Annotated in this window: 14 protein-coding genes and 1 tRNA gene; 12 read left to right on the top strand and 3 right to left on the bottom strand. The window is 72.6% G+C overall.

Annotated features, from left to right (window positions below; all coding sequences use genetic code 11):
• Positions 1-27 precede the first annotated feature (27 nt).
• The 7 genes from ACWDZ7_RS26895 to ACWDZ7_RS26865 all read left to right on the top strand — a co-directional run bounded on the left by ACWDZ7_RS26895 (position 28) and on the right by ACWDZ7_RS26865 (position 9,848).
• Positions 28-1,263: an MFS transporter gene (locus ACWDZ7_RS26895; RefSeq protein ID WP_451800450.1), complete on the top strand. Its 1,236-nt coding sequence runs from the start codon at positions 28-30 to the stop codon at positions 1,261-1,263.
• Positions 1,250-1,555, top strand: a complete 306-nt coding sequence (locus ACWDZ7_RS26890; RefSeq protein WP_055550135.1) for a DUF3039 domain-containing protein — start codon at positions 1,250-1,252, stop codon at positions 1,553-1,555. Before ACWDZ7_RS26895 ends, ACWDZ7_RS26890 begins: the two co-directional genes overlap by 14 nt.
• 120 nt (positions 1,556-1,675) lie before the next feature.
• Positions 1,676-3,322 carry a beta-N-acetylhexosaminidase gene (locus ACWDZ7_RS26885; RefSeq protein WP_451800448.1) on the top strand — a complete coding sequence of 549 codons (1,647 nt, stop codon included), beginning with the start codon at positions 1,676-1,678 and terminating at the stop codon, positions 3,320-3,322.
• A 336-nt stretch (positions 3,323-3,658) separates the two neighbouring features.
• A complete protein-coding gene (locus ACWDZ7_RS26880) occupies positions 3,659-4,564 on the top strand; it encodes an FAD binding domain-containing protein (protein ID WP_451800447.1) in 906 nt (301 codons plus the stop codon).
• On the top strand, positions 4,561-6,936 hold the full coding sequence (locus ACWDZ7_RS26875; protein ID WP_451800445.1) for a (2Fe-2S)-binding protein: 2,376 nt from the start codon (positions 4,561-4,563) through the stop codon (positions 6,934-6,936). The genes ACWDZ7_RS26880 and ACWDZ7_RS26875 overlap by 4 nt, the downstream gene beginning before the upstream one ends.
• Positions 6,933-9,242 carry a xanthine dehydrogenase family protein molybdopterin-binding subunit gene (locus ACWDZ7_RS26870; protein ID WP_451800444.1) on the top strand — a complete coding sequence of 770 codons (2,310 nt, stop codon included), beginning with the start codon at positions 6,933-6,935 and terminating at the stop codon, positions 9,240-9,242. The genes ACWDZ7_RS26875 and ACWDZ7_RS26870 overlap by 4 nt, the downstream gene beginning before the upstream one ends.
• 63 nt (positions 9,243-9,305) lie before the next feature.
• Positions 9,306-9,848, top strand: a complete 543-nt coding sequence (locus ACWDZ7_RS26865) for an AAA family ATPase (RefSeq protein WP_451800443.1) — start codon at positions 9,306-9,308, stop codon at positions 9,846-9,848.
• Between the two features lie 39 nt (positions 9,849-9,887).
• On the opposite strand, the gene ACWDZ7_RS26860 is transcribed toward ACWDZ7_RS26865, so the two are convergent.
• Together ACWDZ7_RS26860 and ACWDZ7_RS26855 are read right to left on the bottom strand one after the other, a co-directional pair.
• A tRNA-Cys gene (locus ACWDZ7_RS26860) sits at positions 9,888-9,959 on the bottom strand.
• Positions 9,960-10,061: 102 nt separating this feature from the next.
• Positions 10,062-10,472 (bottom strand): MerR family transcriptional regulator, encoded by a 411-nt coding sequence (locus ACWDZ7_RS26855; protein ID WP_451800441.1) that lies wholly within the window; start codon positions 10,470-10,472, stop codon positions 10,062-10,064.
• A 49-nt stretch (positions 10,473-10,521) separates the two neighbouring features.
• Between ACWDZ7_RS26855 and ACWDZ7_RS26850 the strand changes: the two genes are divergently transcribed.
• A complete protein-coding gene (locus ACWDZ7_RS26850; RefSeq protein WP_451800440.1) occupies positions 10,522-11,427 on the top strand; it encodes an NAD(P)-dependent oxidoreductase in 906 nt (301 codons plus the stop codon).
• A 10-nt stretch (positions 11,428-11,437) separates the two neighbouring features.
• Here the strand turns inward: ACWDZ7_RS26850 and ACWDZ7_RS26845 are convergent, their stop codons facing one another.
• Positions 11,438-11,869: an ATP-binding protein gene (locus ACWDZ7_RS26845; protein WP_451800439.1), complete on the bottom strand. Its 432-nt coding sequence runs from the start codon at positions 11,867-11,869 to the stop codon at positions 11,438-11,440.
• Positions 11,870-12,026: 157 nt separating this feature from the next.
• Between ACWDZ7_RS26845 and ACWDZ7_RS26840 the strand changes: the two genes are divergently transcribed.
• The 4 genes from ACWDZ7_RS26840 (at position 12,027) to ACWDZ7_RS26825 (ending at position 16,667) form a co-directional block, all read left to right on the top strand.
• Positions 12,027-12,887, top strand: coding sequence for a helix-turn-helix domain-containing protein (locus tag ACWDZ7_RS26840; protein WP_451800437.1), 861 nt, complete (start codon positions 12,027-12,029; stop codon positions 12,885-12,887).
• Positions 12,884-13,165 carry a DUF397 domain-containing protein gene (locus ACWDZ7_RS26835; protein WP_451800435.1) on the top strand — a complete coding sequence of 94 codons (282 nt, stop codon included), beginning with the start codon at positions 12,884-12,886 and terminating at the stop codon, positions 13,163-13,165. Before ACWDZ7_RS26840 ends, ACWDZ7_RS26835 begins: the two co-directional genes overlap by 4 nt.
• A 79-nt stretch (positions 13,166-13,244) precedes the next feature.
• Entirely contained in the window at positions 13,245-14,702 is a 1,458-nt protein-coding gene (locus tag ACWDZ7_RS26830; RefSeq protein ID WP_451800434.1) for an MFS transporter, read from the top strand.
• Between the two features lie 168 nt (positions 14,703-14,870).
• Positions 14,871-16,667, top strand: coding sequence for a DEAD/DEAH box helicase (locus ACWDZ7_RS26825; RefSeq protein WP_451800433.1), 1,797 nt, complete (start codon positions 14,871-14,873; stop codon positions 16,665-16,667).
• The last annotated feature ends 5 nt before the right edge of the window (positions 16,668-16,672 follow it).

The raw sequence follows: 16,672 nt of genomic DNA, 5'->3' as shown, positions 1-16,672 counted from the left end.
ACCGAACCGACGAGGGAGTTGAGCGGCGTGCGCAAGGTGTGGTTGCTGATGGTGGGGGCCTTCACGTTGGGGCTCGACGCCTATGTGATGGCGGGGCTGCTGCCCGTCGTCGCCGGGGATCTGGGAACGACCGTTTCATTGGCGGGGCAGATGGTCACCGTCTTCACCCTCGCGTACGCGGTGAGCGCGCCGCTCGTCACCGGGCTGCTGACCGGCGTACGGCCGCGCGTGCTGATCGTCGCCGCGCTGGCCGTCTTCACGCTCGGCAACGGCCTCACCGCGCTCGCGCCCGGCCTCGCCGTGCTGCTCGTCGCTCGGGCGGTGGCGGGTGTCGGCGCCGGGGTCTACTCCGCGCTGTCCACGGCGGCCGCCGCCTCGCTGGCGGGGCCGGAGCGGCGCGGGCGGGCGCTCGCGCTGGTGATGGGCGGGATGAGTTCGGGCACGGTACTCGGTGTCCCGCTGGGTGTGCTGCTCGCCGGCCACACGTCGTGGCGGGCCACGATGTGGCTGGTGACGGGCCTTGGCGCGGTCGCGCTCGTCGGCCTCGCGGTGGGGCTGCCGGAGGTCCCCGCCGAGCCGCCGGTTCCGGTGCGGGCGCGGCTCGGGGCGCTCACCGACCGGAAGGTGCTGCCCGTCGTGAGCGTCTCCTTCCTGGGGGCGGTGGCGAGCCTCGGCCTCTACACCTATCTCGCGCCGGTGCTCGCCTCGTCGGGCGGGGTGGGCGAGGGCGAGGTGGCGCCGTATCTGTGGGCGTGGGGCATCGGCGGGGTGATCGGCAGCGTGGTCGCCGGGCCGCTGGTGGACCGCACCGGCCGGGTGGTCCTCCTCGTGACGGGGATCGTCTCGACCCTGGTCGTCGCCATAGGCGTCCTGCCGCTGCTCGGCGCCGCCGCCTTCCCCGCGCTCGTCGTCTGGGGCGCCGCGGGCTGGGCGTTCCAGGTCCCGCAGCAGCACCGCCTCCTCGCCCTGCGCGCCGAGCGCGGCACCGTGGCACTCGCGCTCAACAACTCCGCCCTCTACCTGGGCAGCGCCGTCGGCTCCGGGGTGGCCGGGCTCGCCCTCTCCGCGGGCCTCGCGCCCCGCGACCTGCCGTGGGCGGCGGCCGCGGTGGCGGCGGCGGGCCTCGCCCTGCACCTGGCGACCGCCCGCGCCCGGCGCACGCCCGCCGGCACCTGCGGACAGACTTCCGGCCGGACTCCCGAGGGCGGTCGCTGCCAGGACGCCGCGCGCGTGAGTACCCTTGGCCCTTATGAGCACTCTTGAGCCCGAGCCCGAACGCGGGGCAGGTACGGGGACCCTCGTAGAGCCGACGCCGCAGGTGTCGCACGGTGACGGCGACCACGAGCGCTATGCGCACTATGTCCAGAAGGACAAGATCATGGCGAGCGCACTCGACGGCACCCCCGTCGTCGCGCTCTGCGGCAAGGTGTGGGTCCCCGGCCGCGACCCGAAGAAGTACCCCGTCTGTCCCATGTGCAAGGAGATCTACGAGTCCATGGGCGCCGGCGGCGACAAGGACAAGGGCGGCAAGGACGGCAAGGGCGGCAAGAAGTAGTCCCTTTCTGTCCCGCCGGGGCTCCTTTTCCGTCCCGGTGAGACCCCTTCGCCCAAGGGGCGTTGCGTGTGCCGCAACGCCCCTTTTGCGTTGCGCAATCGCGTGACAGCCTTCTGTGGCATGACATTCGAGCAGCTCATCCCGGCGCCCGCACGCGCCGAGGCCGTGCCTGGTTCCTCCTTCGCCGCCGGACCCTCGACCACCTTGTGGGCCGGCCCCGGCACCGAGTCCACCGAGCGCTGGCTGCGCGCCACGCTCGGCGCCGCCCTCGGCCTGCCGCTTCACCCCGGCGCCGAAGGCGCGGGCGACTCCGTCTCCCTGCTCGTCGACGACTCCCTGGAGCCGGAGGCGTACCGCCTCACCATCGGCGGCGACCGCGTCGAGATCCGCGGCGGAGCGGCCGCGGGCGTCTTCTGGGGCGCCCAGACGCTCCGCCAGCTCTTCGGCCCGGACGCCTTCCGGCGCGTGCCACTGCGGCCCGGCGCGCCGCGCTCCGTCCCCGCGGGCGTCGTCGAGGACGCCCCCCGCTTCGGGTGGCGCGGCATGATGCTCGACGTGGCCCGGCACTTCATGCCGAAGGACGGCGTCCTGCGCTACCTCGACCTGCTCGCCGCCCACAAGCTCAACGTCTTCCACTTCCACCTCACCGACGACCAGGGCTGGCGGGTGGAGATCAAGCGCCACCCGAAGCTGACGGAGGTCGGTTCGTGGCGCGCCCGCTCCAAGTGGGGGCACCGCGCGTCGCCGCTCTGGGAGGAGCGCCCGCACGGCGGCTTCTACACCCAGGACGACATCCGCGAGATCGTCGCGTACGCGGACTCCCTGCACATCGCCGTCGTCCCGGAGATCGACATCCCGGGCCACTCGCAGGCCGCCATCAGCGCCTACCCGCACCTCGGCAACGCGGACGTCGTCGACACCGAGGCGCTCACCGTCTGGGACACCTGGGGCGTCAGCAAGAACGTCCTCGCCCCGACCGAGGACGTACTCCGTTTCTACGAAGGTGTCTTCGAGGAGATCCTCGGCCTCTTCCCCTCCACCTTCGTCCACGTCGGCGGCGACGAGTGCCCCAAGGACCAGTGGAAGGCCTCGCCCGCCGCGCAGGCCCGCGTCAAGGAGCTGGGCGTCGAGGGTGAGGACGGGCTGCAGAGCTGGTTCATCCGCCACTTCGACACCTGGCTCACGGCCCGCGGGCGGCGGCTCATCGGCTGGGACGAGATCCTGGAGGGCGGCCTCGCCGAGGGCGCCACCGTCTCGTCCTGGCGCGGCTACCGCGGCGGCATCGCCGCGGCCAAGTCCGGCCACGACGTCATCATGTGCCCCGAACAGCACGTGTACTTGGACCACCGGCAGGACGGCGGCCCCGACGAGCCGATGCCCATCGGCTTCATCCGCACCCTCGAAGACGTCTACCGCTTCGAGCCCGTCCCCGCGGAGCTGACCGAGGAGGAGGCCGCGCGCGTCATCGGCACCCAGGCCAACGTCTGGACCGAGGTGATGGAGCACCAAGGGCGCGTCGACTACCAGGTCTTCCCCCGCCTCGCCGCCTTCTGCGAGGTCGCCTGGCGCAGCCTGCCCGCCCCGGCCGAGCGGGACTTCGCCGGTTTCGAACGGCGTATGTCGGCCCATTACGCACGACTTGACGCCCTCGGCGTCGACTACCGCCCGCCGGGCGGCCCGTTGCCCTGGCAGCGGCGACCCGCCCCCGAAGGGCTGACGAGCAGCGGTCTCGGACGCCCGATCGAGGGGCCGCCCCCGAACGTGTGAGGTTCCGTCCGAGTGCGTGTACCCCGGCGGCCCGCCCCACGAACGCGACCGAACGCGGACCGAACGCGCCCCGAACGGGGGCCGAACGAGGGCCGGGTGCGGGCCGCCGGAAAGCCGTGCGAAAGCGGCATATCCCCCTGGACCAGGGACGAATGCCTCCTAGCGGACCCCCGCGTCGGGCCCCGGCGAAGATGTGCCAGAGTTGCCACGTCCGGGTTGTGAGCACGTACCGTACGGCGGAACAGGCGTAACGGCGACGCGTCGCGAACGGCGAGCACTTCACGTACGCGACGTAGGTGAGGTACACGGCCGGGCATCGGGAAGGGGCAGCCGGTTTTGAGCACGCACGCACCGCAGGCGGCGCGGACACCGCGGTCGGTGAACCTGCCCGCCACACTCGACGAGGCCGTGGCGGCACTCGCCGCCATGCCCGCCGCCGTGCCCGTCGCCGGCGGCACGGACCTCATGGCCTCGGTCAACTCGGGACAGCTGCGCCCCACCGCCCTCGTCGGCCTCGGCCGCATCAACGAGATCCGCGGCTGGCAGTACCAGGACGGCCACGCCCTGCTCGGCGCCGGTCTCACCCACGCCCGCATGGGCCGCCCCGACTTCGCCGCGCTGATCCCCGCCCTGGCCGCCGCCGCGCGCGCCGCGGGACCGCCCCAGATCCGCAACGCGGGCACCCTCGGCGGCAACATCGCCTCGGCCGCGCCCACCGGCGACGCGCTGCCCGTGCTCGCCGCGCTCGAAGCCGTCCTGATCATCGCGGGGCCCGGCGGGACCCGCCGCGAGGTCCCCGTCCCGCACCTGCTCGCGGGCATGGAGATGCTCCGCCCCGGCGAGCTGATCGGTTTTGTGCGCGTGCCGTTGCTGCACGCCCCCCAGGTCTTCCTCAAGGCGACCGGACGCACCGGCCCCGGCCGGGCGACCGCCTCCGTCGCGCTGGTCCTCGACCCCGCGCGGCGCGGCGTGCGGTGCGCGGTCGGCGCCATCGCGCCGATGCCGCTACGGCCCCTGGAGGCCGAGCAGTGGGTCGCCTCGCTGATCGACTGGGACGGCGAGCGCGGCAGCCTCGTGCCCGAGGCGGTCGCCGCCTTCGGTGAGTACGTCGCCGCCGCGTGCATCCCCGACCAGCCCCCGGCGGCCGACGGCACCGAACAGCCGCTGTCGCCCGGCGTACTGCACCTGCGGCGCACCGTCGCCGTGCTGGCCCGACGAGCACTGGGGAGGGCGCTGTCGTGAGCGACGACCGCAACACCGACAACGGCGGCTGGCAGCCGCATCCACAGGGTGAGTACGACTCGGACGCCACGGCGTTCGTGCAGCTCCCCGAAGGCATGCTGGACATCCCGCTCGCCGCGCCCGGCCACGGCTATGTGCCGCCGCAGATAACGGTCACCCCGACCACGGCCGACGCCACCGACCCCGCGGGCACGGGCGCGTGGGTCATGCCGCCCGAGGTGACGGGCGCGGCCGACGGCGGACGCGCGGTGCGGTGGCCCGACGCGGACACGGCACACGGCTACGACTCCCGCGCGACCGGACAGTGGAGCTTCACCGACGCAGGCGCGGCGGAGGGGCGGACGTACGGACGGGAATACGAGCAGGAGTACGACCACCAGGAGTACGACCACCGGGAGTACGGGCAGGCGCAGGGCCACAGCCAGGGCTACGGGCAGCGGTATGACGGGAATGGCGTCGCCGCTCCCTCCTCCGACGTCACGGGGCAGTGGTCGATCCCGGTCGCCGGTGGGGATCTCCCGGACGAGTCGGGCGAGTACACCGCGTCTTCGCTGACCGGGGATGGCGCCTACCCCCTTGGTACGCAGGTGAGCGGCTGGGCCGGGGGCGGCATGCCTCCCGCCACGCTGCCGGGCGGCGCGCCCGCGCCGTGGGCGACGGGCGCGGGAGCCGGAGCGCCCTGGGGCGCACCGCCCCAGGAGGCCGCGCCGCCGCTTCCCGATGCCTCGGAGCAGGCGCCGCAGGAGAGCCGGTTCGAGCAGACGACGCTGCTGCGGGCTGTCAAGGTGCCGCCCGCCGGGCAGTCCGGGGCCGAGGCGGCGGCGCGGGCGGCGGCGGCCGCCGAAGCGGCTCAGGAAGCCGCCCAGGAGGCGGCAGAGGCAGCCGAGGCCGCGGAGATCGCGGAGGCCCTGGAGTCCGCCGAGCCTTCGGAGCTGGCGGAACTGACGGAGACGCCGGAGCTGCCGGACTCCGCGGAGCCGACGGGCGCGGTGGACGCCGCCGATCCCGTGGACGCCGTGTCCCCCACGCCTGACGCACCCGCCGAAGCAGTCGCGGAACCGGCTGACGGCCCGGACGAGCCGGGGGCGCCGGGGGCGCCGAATGAAGCGGACGCCACCGAAGAGCCGAGCGACGCGACCGAGCCCGGCGAAGCCGACGGAGCCCACGCGGCAGCGACTGCCGGGACGGCCGGGGTGAGCGCCGCGGAGGCGGCTGCCGGGACGGCTGACGGAGCGCACGCGGGAGCGGCTGCCGGGACGGCGGGGGTGAGCGCCGCGGAGGCGGCTGCCGGGATGGCGGGGGTGAGCGCCGCGGAGGCGGCTGCCGGGACGGCTGACGGAGTCCACGCGGGAGCGGCTGCCGGGATGGCCAGGGAAAACGCCGCGGCAGCGATTGCCGGGACGGCCGGGGTGAGCGCCGCGGAGGCGGCTGCCGGGACGGCTGACGGAGTCCACGCGGGAGTGGCTGCCGGAATGGACAGGGAAGACGCCGCGGAACCGGCTGCCGGAACGGTCGAGGAGAGCGCCGCGGAAGCGGCCGAGGAACGCGCCGCCCCCGTCATCGCCCCCAACCCCCTGCACGACGACCACCCCCTCGGCTCCTACGTCCTGCGCGTGAACGGCACCGACCGGCCCGTCACCGACGCCTGGATCGGCGAGTCCCTGCTCTACGTCCTGCGTGAGCGGCTCGGTCTCGCGGGCGCCAAGGACGGCTGTTCGCAGGGTGAGTGCGGGGCCTGCAACGTCCAGGTGGACGGGCGGCTCGTCGCGTCCTGCCTGGTGCCCGCCGCCACCACCGCGGGCAGCGAGGTCCGTACCGTCGAGGGTCTGGCCGTCGACGGGCAGCCCTCCGACGTGCAGCGCGCGCTCGCCGCGTGCGGCGCGGTGCAGTGCGGCTTCTGTGTGCCGGGCATGGCCATGACCGTGCACGACCTCCTTGAGGGCAACCCCGCGCCCAGCGAGCTGGAGACCCGCCGCGCGTTGTGCGGCAACCTCTGCCGCTGCTCGGGCTACCGCGGCGTCCTCGACGCCGTGCGCGAGGTGGTCACCGAGCGCGAGTCGTCCGCCGCCGAGAACTCGGCCCAGGCCCAGGCCCAGGCCCAAGTCCAGGCCCAAGCCCCGGCGCAGGACGAGCAGACGGACGAGGCGCGCATCCCGCACCAGGCGGGTCCGGGCGCGGGCGGCGTCCACCAGAGCGCGTACGACGGCACCACGTACGAAGGCACGCACGACCGCTCGTACGAAGGCACGCACGACGGCCCCCCGTACGACGGTCCGCACGACGGCCCGTACGACGGCCCCCCGCACCACGGCCCGTACGACGGACAAGAAGGACCGCAGAGGCCCTACGGCCAGGACGGAGGCCAGGCGTGAGCACCGAGACCACCACCACGGCCGCGCCCCCCGCCACCGCGCCGGGCTCCGAGCCGCTGCCGCACGGCATCGGTTCGGCCCTGTCGCCGGCCGAGTGCCGCGCCAAGACGGAGGGCACCTTCCCGTACGCCTCCGACCTGTGGGCCGAGGGCCTGCTGTGGGCGGCGGTCCTGCGCTCCCCGCACGCGCACGCGCGCATCGTCTCCGTCGACACCAGCCACGCGCGCGACATGCCGGGCGTGCACGCCGTCGTCACCCACGAGGACGTGCCCGGCGACGCGCTGCACGGCCGCAGGACGCCGGACCGGCCGGTCTTCGCCTCCGATGTCGTACGCCACCACGGCGAGCCCATCGCCGCCGTCGCCGCCGACCACCCCGACACCGCGCGCATGGCCGCCGCCGCCGTCATCGTCGAGTACGAGGTGCTCGAACCGGTCACCGACCCGGAGAAGGCCTTCGAGGCCGAACCGCTGCACCCCGACGGCAACCTGATCCGCCACATCCCGCTGCGGCACGGCGACCCGGAGGTGGTGGGCGAGCTGGTCGTCGAGGGCCTGTACCGCATCGGCCGCCAGGACCCGGCGCCGGTCGGCGCCGAGGCGGGCCTCGCCGTGCCGCGCCCCGACGGGGGAGTGGAGCTGTACGTCGCCTCCACCGACCCGCACGCGGACCGCGACCGGGCCGCCGCCTGCTACGGCCTGGCGCACGACCAGGTGAAGGTCGTCGTCACGGGCGTGCCGGGCGCGACCGCCGACCGCGAGGACGCCAGCTTCCAACTGCCGCTCGGCCTCCTCGCGTTGCGGACCGGCTGCCCCGTCAAGCTCACCGCGACCCGCGAGGAGTCCTTCCTCGGCCACGCCCACCGCCACCCCACGCTCCTGCGCTACCGCCACCACGCGGACACCGAGGGCCGCCTGGTCAAGGTGGAGGCGCAGATCCTGCTCGACGCGGGCGCGTACGCGGACACGTCGTCGGAGGCGCTGGCCGCCGCCGTCTCCTTCGCCTGCGGCCCCTACGTCGTACCGAACGCCTTCATCGAGGGCTGGGCGGTCCGTACGAACAACCCGCCCTCCGGGCATGTCCGGGGCGAAGGCGCCATGCAGGTGTGCGCCGCGTACGAGGCCCAGATGGACAAGATCGCGAAGAAGCTGTCGATCGACCCGGCCGAGCTGCGGCTGCGCAACGCCATGGCGACCGGCGACATCATGCCCACGGGCCAGACGGTGACGTGCCCGGCCCCGGTGGCCGAACTCCTCGCCGCCGTCCGGGACGTCCCCCTCCCCGACCTTCCCAAGGACAGCCCCGAGGACGAGTGGCTGCTGCCCGGCGGCCCCGAGGGCGCGGGCGAACCGGCCGCCGTGCGGCGGGGCGTCGGCTACGGCCTCGGCATGGTCCAGCTCCTCGGCGCCGAGGGCACGGACGAGGTCTCCACCGCCACCGTGAAGGTCCACGACGGCGTGGCGACGGTGATCTGCGCGGCCGTCGAGACCGGCCAGGGCTTCACCACGCTGGCCCGCCAGATCGTCCAGGAGACCCTGGGCATCGACGACGTCCGCGTCGCCCCCGTCGACACCGACCAGCCCCCGGCGGGCCCGAGCTGCCGCGGCCGCCACACCTGGGTGTCGGGCGGCGCGGTGGAGCGCGCGGCGAAGATGGTCAGGACCCAGCTGCTCCAGCCACTGGCCCACAAGTTCGGCATGTCCACCGAGCTGCTCCAGATCACCGACGGCAAGATCACCTCGTACGACGGCGTGCTCTCCACGACGGTCACCGAGGCGCTGGACGGCAAGGAGCTGTGGGCCACGGCCCAGTGCCGCCCGCATCCGACCGAGCCGCTGGACGAGGCCGGGCAGGGCGACGCCTTCGTGGGCATGGCGTTCTGCGCGATCCGCGCGGTGGTGGACGTCGACATCGAGATCGGCTCGGTCCGGGTCGTCGAACTGGCCGTCGCCCAGGACGTGGGCCGCGTCCTCAACCCCGTCCAGCTGAAGGCCCGTATCGAGGCGGGCGTCACGCAGGGCGTGGGCGCGGCGCTCACGGAGAACCTCCGCACCCCGCGAGGCATCGTCCGCCACCCCGACCTGACCGGCTACGCCCTTCCGACCGCCCTGGACACCCCGGACATCCGCATCGTGAAACTGGTGGAGGAGCGGGACGTCGTCGCCCCCTTCGGCGCGAAGGCGGCCAGCGCGGTCCCGGTCGTGACGTCCCCGGCGGCGATCGCCTCGGCGGTCCGCGCGGCGACGGGCCGCCCGGTCAACCGCCTCCCGATCCGCCCGCAGGCGGCGGTGGCGGCGCCGCATTGACCGGAGGCCGGGAGAGCGTTGACCGGAGGCCGGGGACGCGGCACTGGTGGCACCATGGAGCGCATGACTACCTCTGACCCCACCGGTGTCATCGTCATCACCGGCATCATGGCGTCCGGAAAGTCCACGGTGGCCCAGGCCCTGGCCGAGCGGCTGCCGAAGGCCGCGCATGTGCGGGGCGACGTCTACCGGCGGATGATCGTCTCCGGCGGCGTGGAGTACGAGCCGGGGGCCGGGGGAGAGGCCGAGGCGCAACTCCGCCTGCGGTACGGCCTGTCGGCGTCCACGGCGGACGCGTACGCGAGCGCGGGCTTCACGGCGGTCGTCCAGGACGTCATCCTGGGCGAGCAGTTGAAGACGTACGTGGATCTCGTGCGGACCCGCCCGCTGTACGTGATCGTCCTCGCCCCGCGCCCCGACGTGGTCACCGCCCGCGAGGCCGGCCGCGGCAAGACGGGCTACGGCGCGTGGACGGTCCAGGACCTGGACACGGGCCTGCGCGAGACGACGCCGCGCCTCGGACTCTGGCTGGACAGCTCGGAGCTGTCGGTGGGGGAGACGGTGGACGCGATTCTGGAGCGGATGGAAGAGGCGCGGGTCGCCTGACGCCCTCCGTGGGGAACCCCCTCATGGAGAACTTCGTAGAGGCCGTGGCGGGATTCGAACCCGCGTTACTGGATTTGCAGTCCAGCCCCTGAGCCACTCGGGCACACGGCCAAGTCGTCGACCTGACTCCATGAACGTAACCGGGACCGGACGGACGGCTCAAGGGAACGGCGGGCGCCGCAACGGGACTGCCATGTGGCTGCAATGAACCGCTCAGGCGGCGGGGCTGGATTCCAAGCCGGTGCCGTCGAAGGGGGGATAGCTCTCGCCGCCCGTCCGCTCGGCCGCGTCGATGTAGTGGGCCAGGGCGTCGCGGGACTGCGCCAGCTTGTCCATCTGGTCGTCCAGCCGCCGCAGCCGTGTCCGCATCGCGGTCAGCAACTCGGGGCAGCCGGGCAGTTCCGGGGCCTCACCGACCGCGCAGGGCAGCACGTACGCGATGTCCTCGGAGGACAGACCGGCGCCGAGCAGGTGCCGGATCTGCTTCACCCGCAGCACCGCGCTCTCGTCGTACGCGCGGTAGCCGTTCGCGCCGCGGTCCGCCTCCAGCAGGCCGTGGGCCTCGTAATAGCGCAACTGGTGGGCGTTGACGCCCGTCCGACGACTCAGTTCCCCGATCAGCATCAGAACCTCGCTTGACCTTCACACCGGCATCAACGTTGACGATCCTGTCATGACCAACGAAACCGCTACTCCCATTACTCCTCTTCCTCCTGTGACAGTGATCGGACTCGGCCTGATGGGCCAGGCGCTCGCGGGCGCGTTCCTGAAGGCCGGGCACCCCACAACCGTGTGGAACCGCACGGCCTCCAAGGCCGACGAACTGGTCGCGGGCGGGGCCGAGTTGGCCCCGACGGTCGGGGACGCGCTCAAGGCGGGTCCCCTCGCGATCATCTGCCTCACCGACTACCAGGCCGTACGCGAACTGCTCGGCGGCGCGAGCGACGCCGAGCTGGACGGCACGACGCTGATCAACCTGACCTCGGGCGACTCCACCCAGGCCCGGGAGACCGCCCAGTGGGCCGAGCAGCGCGGCGCCCGCTACCTGGACGGCGCCATCATGGCCGTCCCGCCCGCGATCGGGACCGCCGACGCGTTCATCCTGCACAGCGGGCCGCGGTCGGACTTCGATGCGCACGAGGCGACACTCGCGGCGCTCGGCACCGTCACCCATCTCGGCGCGGACCACGGTCTCGCCGCCCTGTACGACGTGGCGGGCCTGGCCATGATGTGGAGCGTCCTGAACGCCTGGCTCCAGGGCACGGCCCTGCTCAGGACGGCCGGGGTCGACGCCGCGACGTACGCGCCGTTCGCACGGCAGATCGCCGCGGGCGTGGCCGAATGGCTGCCCGGGTACGCCGAGCAGATCGACGGCGGCTCCTTCCCGGCCGAGGTGTCGGCCCTGGAGACCGACGCGCGGGCGATGGGCCACCTGATCGAGGAGAGCGAGGCGGCGGGCATCAACGCGGAACTCCCCAGGCTGTTGAAGGCGATGGCGGACCGCGCTATCGCCGCGGGGCACGGCGGGGAGCAGTACCCCGTACTGATCGAGGAGTTCACCAGCCCTCGCGGCGACTGACCCGCCGGGTTCACCGCGAGGGCGGGGCGGGCAGTTCTGCCCACACCGTTTTGCAGGGGGCGGGGCCCTCCGACGTGCCCCAGCGGCTGGAGAGGGCCTCCACCAGGAAGAGGCCCCGGCCCGACTCCGCGTCGGCCGCGGGGAGCCGCGCGGCGCTCGGCGGGTGGCGGTCCGCTCTCGCGTCCGTCACCTCGATACGGAGCGTGTCCGTCTCGCTGAGTGTCAGCGCGAGGCGGAAGCTTCTGCCGGGCACGGCACCGTGGAGCGCGGCGTTGCTCGCCAGCTCGGCGACGATCTGCTCCGCCGCCTCGTACGGCCGCCCCCAGGTGCGGAGTTGGTCGCCCACCAGCAGCCTTGCCAGGCGCGCGCCTCTGCGGGTCGCCGAGAGCAGCACCGTGAACTGGTGTACGGGCGCGGGGGCACGGGTGATTTCTTGGTTCACGTCACTCAGCGTGGCCGTCCGTGCGTACCGTGAATAGCCATGCGGGCTTTGCGTCCCGCGTATGTCCGGTCGTTGTCCCGGCTTGTCCTGGCTGTCCCGGGTGACGCCCGGGTACGCGTGCGCGTTGGGCTTGGACGGTACGTCGGGAGGTGGCGCGGTGGAACGCAACGACGGTAACGACAGTGTGGACGAACCCGGTTGGGACGTTGATCCCGAGGACGAGATCAGTGCGGTCGTCGAGATGGTCGGCCATCAGCTCAAGCTGTGGAGGGAGGCGGCGGGGCTCCGGGTCACCGACTTCGGGAACGCGATCGGGTACGGGGAGGATCTGATCCGGAAGATCGAGCGGGGGGCGCGGATTCCTCGTTCCGAGTACCTGGACAAGGTGGACCAGGTCGTGGATGCGCGGGGGCTTGTCTCCGCGATGAAGAAGGAGATGCGGGAGGCTCGGTACCCGAAGAAGGTGCGTGAGTTGGCGAAGCTGGAGGAGCGGGCCGTTGAGCTTGCCATGTACAGCAACCACAACCTTCACGGTCTATTGCAGACGGAGGAGTACGCGCGGGCGTTGCTCCGCACCAGGCGGCCTGTGTACTCGGACGCCGCATTGGAGCGTCTGGTGGCGGCGCGTATGGCACGCCGGTCGGTCTTCGAGCGAACACCTGCTCCTGAGTTCAGCTTCGTCCAAGAAGAGGTGACGCTGCGGCGGCCGATCGGGGGGACAATGGTCCTGCGCCGACAGCTCGAACACCTCCTAGAGGTGGCAAAGTTGCCGAACGTCGAGATTCAGGTGATGCCGACATCCTGTGGTGGCCACCCCGGGACGGGCGGGCGGATTCAGGTGCTCAAGTTCGGGGACGGTACGGCGATGGGGCGCACCGACGACGAGTTCGCCGGTCGTCCGGTCTCAGATCCGAAGCAGCTTCGTATCCTCGAACTGCGGTATGGAATTATCCGGGCTCAGGCCCTTACGCCAGAGGAGTCGCGGGCCTTCATCGAGCAAGTGCTGGGAGAGACATGATCCGCAAGGCCTCTGTCGGGGACACCTCCGGGCTGGAGTGGTTCAAGAGCAGCTACAGCAGCAGCAACGAGTCCGGCGACTGCGTCGAACTTGCCCTGGAGTGGCGCAAGAGCAGCTACAGCGACAGCAGCAACGGCGAAGACTGCGTCGAAATAGCCCCCACCCCCGACACCATCCACATCCGGGACTCCAAAACCCCCACCACCCCCCACCTGACCGTCACCCCCCAAACCTGGTCCGCCTTCGTCACGTACGCCACCCACGCCTCACGCGCCTGAAGACGTACGACCAAGGGACCACCGACCCCCCACCCCCGGACAGGCGCATAACCACCCCACGCCTCTTACCCTGAGGCGCATGACCGAGACCGGCGTCGCCTCCGAGACCACAGCCGCACCCCCACCCCCACCCGGCCAGGACCGCACGGCTGGCCTCCTGGGCAAGCCCCACCGGGCCCTCAGCATCGGCATCGTCTCCGTCGTGCTGCTGATCGCGTTCGAGGCGACCGCCGTCGGGACCGCGATGCCGGTCGCGGCGCGGGAGTTGGACGGGGTCTCGCTGTACGCCTTCGCCTTCTCGGGGTACTTCACGACCAGCCTCTTCGGCATGGTGCTCAGCGGGCAGTGGGCCGACCGGCGGGGACCGCTGGGACCACTCGCGGCCGGGATATCGATGTTCGCGGCGGGGCTGCTGCTGAGCGGGACCGCAGGGGCGATGTGGCTGTTCATCGCGGGACGGGCCGTACAGGGGTTCGGCGGCGGGCTCGTGATCGTCGCGTTGTACGTCGTCGTCAGCCGGGCCTATCCGGAGCACCTGCGCCCGGCGATCATGGCGGCGTTCGCGGCGAGCTGGGTGGTGCCGTCCGTGGTGGGGCCGCTGGTGTCGGGCACCGTGACCGAGCAGCTCGGGTGGCGGTGGGTCTTCGTCGGCATCCCCGTGCTCGTCGTCGCGCCGCTCGCCCTCGCGCTGCCCGCGATACGGCGGACCGCCGCCGGGCCCGTCGACCCGTCGGCGCCGGTCATGGCCTTCGACCGGCGGCGCATCCGGCTCGCGCTCGGGATCTCGCTGGGGGCGGGGCTCCTTCAGTACGCGGGTCAGGAGCTGCGGTGGCTCTCGCTGCTCCCGGCCGCTGTCGGCGCCGCCGTGCTCGTCCCCGCCGTGCTCGGGCTGCTGCCCCGCGGCACCTACCGCGCCGCCCGCGGGCTCCCGTCCGTGGTGCTGCTGCGCGGCGTCGCCGCCGGGTCGTTCATCGCAGCGGAGTCCTTCGTGCCGCTGATGCTCGTCACGCAGCGGGGGCTGAGCCCCACCATGGCCGGACTCTCGCTCGCCGTGGGCGGGGCGACGTGGGCGCTCGGCTCGTACGTCCAGTCGCGGCCCCGCATGGAGCCGTACCGGGCGCGTCTCATGGTCGTCGGGATGATCCTCGTGGCCGCCGCCATCCTCACCGCGCCCACCGTCCTCATCGAGGCGGTGCCCGTGTGGATCGTCGGGGTCGCCTGGGGCTTCGGCTGCTTCGGCATGGGCATGGTCATCGCCTCGACCAGTGTCCTGCTGCTGCGGCTCTCGGCGCCCGAGGACGCGGGGTCGAACTCCGCCGCGCTCCAGATCTCCGACGGCCTCTCGAACGTCCTGCTCCTCGCCGTCGGCGGCGCCGCGTTCGCCGCGCTCGGGGGCGGCACGGTGGGCGCGGGCCACGGGGCGGACGGGGTCTCGGCGACGCATCCGGGGGCCTTCGTCGCCGTCTTCCTGCCGATGGCCGCGGTCGCCCTGGTCGGCGCCTGGGTGGGGACGCGGCTGAAGGAACGTACGCGGTGAAGAGAAGGAACGTACGCCGTGAGTCGAACGGACGTACGCCGTGAAACGTAGATGTGAGACCCGTCGCACCCGGCCCGGACCCCGCCCCGAACTCGCGGGTACGTCAATCCATCACCGGTAAGGTGGCCCGGTTGTCGTACGTACCCGAGCCGTAAAAACCCGGAGACCGTGACTACCACCAGCGCCGCCGCCAACTCCCACCACCTCTCGCCCGCCTTCCCCGGCCGCGCCCCCTGGGGCACCGCCAACAAGCTGCGTGCCTGGCAGCAGGGGGCGATGGAGCGGTACCTCCAGGAGCAGCCGCGAGACTTCCTGGCCGTCGCCACCCCCGGCGCCGGCAAGACGACGTTCGCGCTCACGCTCGCGTCATGGCTGCTGCACCACCATGTCGTGCAGCAGGTCACCGTCGTCGCGCCGACCGAGCACCTGAAGAAGCAGTGGGCGGAGGCGGCCGCCCGGATCGGCATCAAACTGGACCCGGAGTACAGCGCGGGGCCGCTCAGCAAGGAGTACCACGGCGTCGCCGTGACGTACGCGGGTGTGGGCGTGCGTCCGATGCTGCACCGCAACCGCTCCGAGCAGCGCAAGACGCTCGTCATCCTCGACGAGATCCACCACGCGGGGGACAGCAAGTCGTGGGGCGAGGCGTGCCTCGAAGCGTTCGAGCCCGCGACGCGGCGGCTGGCGCTCACCGGTACGCCGTTCCGGTCCGACACCAACCCGATCCCCTTCGTCACGTACGAGGAGGGAAACGACGGAATCCGGCGCTCCTCCGCCGACTACACCTACGGCTACGGCAGCGCGCTCGGCGACGGCGTCGTGCGGCCCGTCATCTTCCTCTCTTACTCCGGCAACATGCGCTGGCGCACGAAGGCGGGGGACGAGATCGCCGCGCGGCTCGGCGAGCCGATGACCAAGGACGCCGTCTCGCAGGCCTGGCGGACCGCCCTGGACCCGCGCGGCGAGTGGATGCCGAACGTGCTGAAGGCCGCCGACACGCGGCTCACCGAGGTCAGGAAGGCCATCCCCGACGCTGGCGGGCTCGTCATCGCCTCCGACCAGGACTCCGCGCGCGCCTACGCCAAGCTGATCCGGGAGATCACGGGGGACAAGGCGACGGTCGTCCTCTCCGACGACACCGGCGCCTCCAAGCGCATCGACGACTTCAGCGCGAGCACCTCCCGGTGGATGGTCGCCGTCCGCATGGTGTCCGAGGGCGTCGACGTGCCGCGCCTGGCGGTGGGCGTGTATGCCACCACCATCTCGACTCCGCTCTTCTTCGCGCAGGCCGTGGGCCGTTTCGTGCGTTCGCGGCGGCGCGGCGAGACGGCCTCCGTCTTCCTGCCCACCGTGCCCGACCTGCTGACCTTCGCCAACGAGATGGAGGTCGAGCGGGACCACGCCCTCGACAAGCCGAAGAAGGAGGGGGAAGAGGACCCCTACGCCGAGTCCGAGAAGGAGATGGACGAGGCGAACAAGGAGCAGGACGAGGACACCGGCGAGCAGGAGCAGTTCTCCTTCGAGGCGCTGGAGTCCGAGGCCGTCTTCGACCGGGTGCTGTTCGACGGCGCCGAGTTCGGCATGCAGGCGCACCCGGGGAGCGAGGAGGAGCAGGACTACCTGGGCATCCCCGGGCTCCTCGAACCCGACCAGGTGCAGATGCTGCTCCAGAAGCGGCAGGCCCGGCAGATCGCCCACAGCAGGAAGAAGCCGGACGAGGAGGCCGACCTCCTCGAACTGCCCGCCGAGCGGCGCCCGGTGGTCTCCCACAAGGAGCTGCTGGGGCTGCGGAAGCAGCTGAACACCATGGTCGGCGCGTACGTCCATCAGAGCGGGAAGCCGCACGGCGTGATCCACACCGAGCTGCGGCGCACCTGCGGCGGGCCGCCGAGCGCGGAGGCCACGGCGGGGCAGCTGCGGCAGCGCATCGAGAAGGTGCAGGAGTGGGCTACGCGCATGAAGTGAGCGGT

The organism is Streptomyces sp. NPDC003032, assembly GCF_053591415.1.
Note: the sequence above shows the minus strand (reverse complement) of the source record. Positions and strands in the feature narration are given on the sequence as shown.